Below are 4,143 nucleotides of genomic sequence, written 5' to 3' on the forward strand. Positions count from 1 at the left end.
CATTTACTACGTCATTACTTTCCGTAAATGTGTCAGTAAATTGAAGATTGTCGCTTTTCAACTTCTCCATTAGCAGGGTTATTGCCGGGAGCCGAAGCTTAATTTTGGTCAGTTCTGCATGAAGATTTGGTTCAAATGTAGGCTTGAGAACTTTCAAGTTGTTTTGGATATGGGTGTCGATGAGCTTCAGCTCAGCGTCCATAGCAGCGATAAGGTTAACTAATTCCTTACCGTCCTTGCTCAGTGATTCAGAGATCTGCTTAGTTCTTGCTTCAATGGCACCAACCATTGATTTGTGATCTTCCCAATCCGTACCACAGAGAGGGCACAAATGGTCATCAGGATAGGACTTCTTATGTTCGTCAATCAGCTGTGTTTTCAGGCGTTCTAATTCGGCTATGGCGTTCGCATTGGCACTGCTTTTATCACGGAGGTTGTTTCGGGATTCAATTTGTAACTCAAACGACTCAAGGCGCCCATCCGCCCAGTTTGGTAGTGATTGAGCTTCTTCGACCTTGATCATTGAGGCTCCGCGCTTGATGATAGCCGCTGAACGCTCCAGTTCATCAATCCCCTTCTTGATTGCTTCAAGCTCATCAAGCTTGTTAAGGTCTTTACCGAACTGAGCTAAGCTTCTCAGAGATTCTTCGTTACGTTTGATGTCGGCATCGATTACCTCGTTGTGAACCCTAGTTTTTATTGTGGCTTTGAGCGGTAGAAGGGCAATAATTTTGCGAACTGATTCTTGATAGGCAGCATGATCTACCGCTGAATACGTCGAAAAGATGTTCTCCTTGTCCCATCCAGGCTGAACATCAGTCGTCGAGAGCTTTTTGTACCCAACGATCCCAGCCTCAGCCTGTAATGTGTCTCTTAGGGTGGCTATCTCTTCTTTTAGTGACTCGATTTTTGCCTTACGCTCAGGATCGTTGATGTGCTTTGTAAGTTTACTGTATATGTTGTTGCAGCTTTCGATCTCGGCTTCGATATCGCTGATATTAAAGAGGTTTCCTAGCTTATCCTTACGTTGGTCTACCCTAGTATGCAACAATCGGTTTTGTCCTTGCTCCAGATAGTTAAGGAAGGAGAAGTTTTCCCTGAAATTTTTACCGAAAACTTCGTCAAGGAAATTGTTGTCGCGCAGATTTGCTTTTGTGAAGTCAAATGATTCGAATGTCGGTAGTTCGTAAAGCTTAAAATTTTCATAATTGTCTGCACGATTGTTCGCTGGCTTCTTGAATATCACCGTTGGACAATGTCTAGCTAAAACAAGTTTACGATCATCATTAGTGAATTCAATTTTAATACAGAGATCGTTCTCGCCGGAGCGATTATTCCAGAAGAGATTGTCTGCGTAGTTCTTTGTGCGATTACTTAGTAAAGTAGAGAATAGATTTTGTATTCGACTAACCTGACCGGTAAGCAGTAGTTCGATGGCGTCGAATATGCTTGTTTTGCCATAACCGTTTGGGCCATCGAGAGTTAGCAACGCCGACTCGCCAAGGTCCAAGTAGATATGCTTGAATGCTTTGAAGCTAGAGACTTCAATCTTGGATATTTTCCAGTTCATTTTTAATCATTTCCTTAATAACCTCGTCGGCATTTGCGTTTGTGACTTGTTGAATAGTCGCATACGTATCACTTCGGCCAGCTTCTGCGACGGCCTCAATTGCTTGCTGCCTCAAGGACACGAGGTTTCCTTGGTGAATAGGTAGCTCCAAGAAAGGAAGCTTGATAAAGGTCTTGGCAGCGAAGCTATATTGTGAAGCTACTAGAGGATTTTCTTTGTAACCAATAAATTCCTTTTTGTCAGAAATCACGGATACAAGTTTTTCGTAGGTAAAATCAGTGAGAGCGCTTTCTTCAGCAATACTGTAGTAGAGGACATATTTTTTATAAAAATGCGGGTCTTCCTCAATACTGAAAATTCCTTCTTCGTGCTCCTTGAACTCGGCCAGCACGTCAAGGCGATAAATACAAATTAAGTCACAGTTTTTCTTAAAGCTTGGGTTTCTGAGAAAATCCTCAGGAGCAAGCTGATTGATCTGGCTGTTCAGCTCGGTTGGTGTAATGAGTTCATCGAGATTATGTACGACTGCGAATCTGATCGCAGATCCAGAATCGCGAATATAAAAGCTTGTGTTGTCCAATTCACGCTTACTCACAAAGCCATGATCAACAAGTGCTTCATCAATGAGTTGCTTTATCATTCAGTCGGTCCTCCGCGTCGTCTTTAGTAATCACGCTAATACATAGCGACTTGGTAATGTTGCTTTCAAGCTTTTCAGTGGCCCGTTTGTCGTCGAAGTCATCCGAGTTTGTGAATTTCGTATCAAAGGTGAATGAAGCTTCCGCTTTGCTGGCAATTAGATGGTTGTACTCAAAAAGTAGCCTCAGCAGGTCACCGTTGTTTTTCATTTCATGGTTCATGTCAGACTCACACTCTTCACTTGCATCTACGTCAAGCGCTGTAGGTACGTAGAACCGATTTTCTCTGTCGATGTAATGAGGAAGATGGTTGAATATGGGCTCCACTGAAATAGCCTGTATGAGCTTGGTGTAGCGCCTGATATCGTTCTTCTGAATATCTTGAAACCGCTCGGATGGCTTCATCATCTGGCATAAGTTTTTTAATTCATTGATATGTGTATTGCGCATGTGCTCGCACAGACGCCGGGCTCTTTCATAGGTGGTGTCATTCATTGTTGGTAGCGCCTGCTCTAGCCGTTCTTCTAGGTAGGTTTGAAGCCTGGCCTTCAACTCAACGGCATAGTAGTCGCGATTCTGATAGGGGTTTTCGGTCAGCAATTCCTCTAGGATATCTTTTGCCTCGATACGGCCTTCGTAAGCAGCTTTGTTTTCTGAAAAACCGTCCTCTTGATTTAGTTTGTGATTGTGTATTGCCTTGGTACTTATTTTTTCTGAGAGTAAGCAATAGTTAAAATTTATGAGATTATCACTGACAGTGATGGACTGTTTCTCACATATATTTTTTATCAGTGCTTTGGTCAGTCCTTCGATCTCACCTAGTCCACAATGAAAGTTGTTCCCGTAGCGGTAGAATTTTACTGTTTCTCCGTTATTACCGATGTGATCATCTGTATTTTCTAGCGGGACAGATACATGAAAGTAACGAGTAGTCCCCTTTGCTTTGTCATATTCGATTAAAGTGGACTGTTCCAGTGCCTTGGCATAGCCACTGCGATATTTACTAATCTTGGCTTTAACTTGATGAGCAGAATGAAGCTTTCCTGCCTTATAAATAGCGAAGTCGTCGCTACTGTCTAGCTGAAGTTCGAAGTCCAAATCATCATCGAGAATAAGCTTAAGTGAGTGATATAGTGCGACTTTTCCTTGGTAAACAAAGCCGCTCCAGGAGGATATGGCGCTGGCCGGGTATTTTTCTTCTTGTTGGCTCACATGAACTCCTTGCTGCCAGTATGACGGATTCATGTTACTGTAATTGTATAAATTTCTGTACTAATTTGGTGTATTTGGAGAGTGAATTTTCCATTTCCCAGCCTTTATCAAGAATATTGTTTGGATAGCCACATACCCAGCAGATATTGTTGAACCATTTTTGTCCCAAAACGTTTCTGAGATTGATCAATCTTTATTGTCATTTTTTACAGTCATTCAGCGATCCACGCAGGCGTGACAGAGGTGGGGGATATGAAGCTGATAACGCCGGTCTTTCAACGTAGGAAGCAACAATCCTGATTTTCGATGAGGTTTTGGCTCTGGGTACACTAAGTCTTGCCGTTTCGCCCAAGTCGTTAAAATGTTGGACGCGCATTTGAATAATCGATTAAGCAACCATCCACCTTTCGGTGGATTTGACGCCACCACTGCAGCAAGCTCGAGACTTACAGCTTTGATTGAGGTATTTGGTGTAGTAGGTACAGCCAGAGTTTTTGCACTTATAGAGGCGTGACCCCATGCTCGCTGAGCCACAAGCGAGCATTCGGGTGACGTTAGCGACAACGACATCTCTGATTTCAAATATGTGTTTACTGAGGTAGATGGCTCAGGTGCCATTCCGAGAGAAAAGTTGTCTGAGTGATCGCAGGTGCATGACCACTAGGGTAATGCAGAATTGTCAGCACACTGTGAAGGTTAAGTCTCTTTGCTTTCGAGCGTAGC

Annotated in this window: 4 protein-coding genes; all 4 read right to left on the bottom strand. The window is 43.0% G+C overall.

The annotated features are described in order from the left end of the window. The coding region (locus tag OU793_RS23675) for an AAA family ATPase (RefSeq protein ID WP_274647871.1) at positions 1 to 1,570 on the bottom strand (1,570 nt) is incomplete at its 3' end. Continuing rightward, a complete protein-coding gene (locus OU793_RS23680; RefSeq protein ID WP_023624625.1) occupies positions 1,545 to 2,210 on the bottom strand; it encodes an ABC-three component system middle component 1 in 666 nt (221 codons plus the stop codon). The genes OU793_RS23680 and OU793_RS23675, both read right to left, overlap by 26 nt. Then, on the bottom strand, positions 2,191 to 3,420 hold the full coding sequence (locus tag OU793_RS23685) for an ABC-three component system protein (protein WP_025788934.1): 1,230 nt from the start codon (positions 3,418 to 3,420) through the stop codon (positions 2,191 to 2,193). Before OU793_RS23685 ends, OU793_RS23680 begins: the two co-directional genes overlap by 20 nt. 388 nt (positions 3,421 to 3,808) lie before the next feature. Beyond that, the gene (locus tag OU793_RS24975; RefSeq protein WP_158090022.1) at positions 3,809 to 3,964 is read right to left on the bottom strand and encodes a transposase zinc-binding domain-containing protein; all 156 of its coding nucleotides are present in this window, start codon (positions 3,962 to 3,964) and stop codon (positions 3,809 to 3,811) included. Positions 3,965 to 4,143: the final 179 nt, after the last annotated feature.

Source organism: Vibrio sp. VP6, from assembly GCF_028823755.1.
Classification (GTDB): Bacteria; Pseudomonadota; Gammaproteobacteria; order Enterobacterales; family Vibrionaceae; genus Vibrio; species Vibrio parahaemolyticus.

Coding starts and splice junctions, on each gene's coding strand:
- OU793_RS24975 (WP_158090022.1), bottom strand. CDS start 3,964: ATGCTCGCTTGTGGCTCAGCGAGCATGGGGTCACGCCTCTATAAGTGC.
- OU793_RS23680 (WP_023624625.1), bottom strand. CDS start 2,210: ATGATAAAGCAACTCATTGATGAAGCACTTGTTGATCATGGCTTTGTG.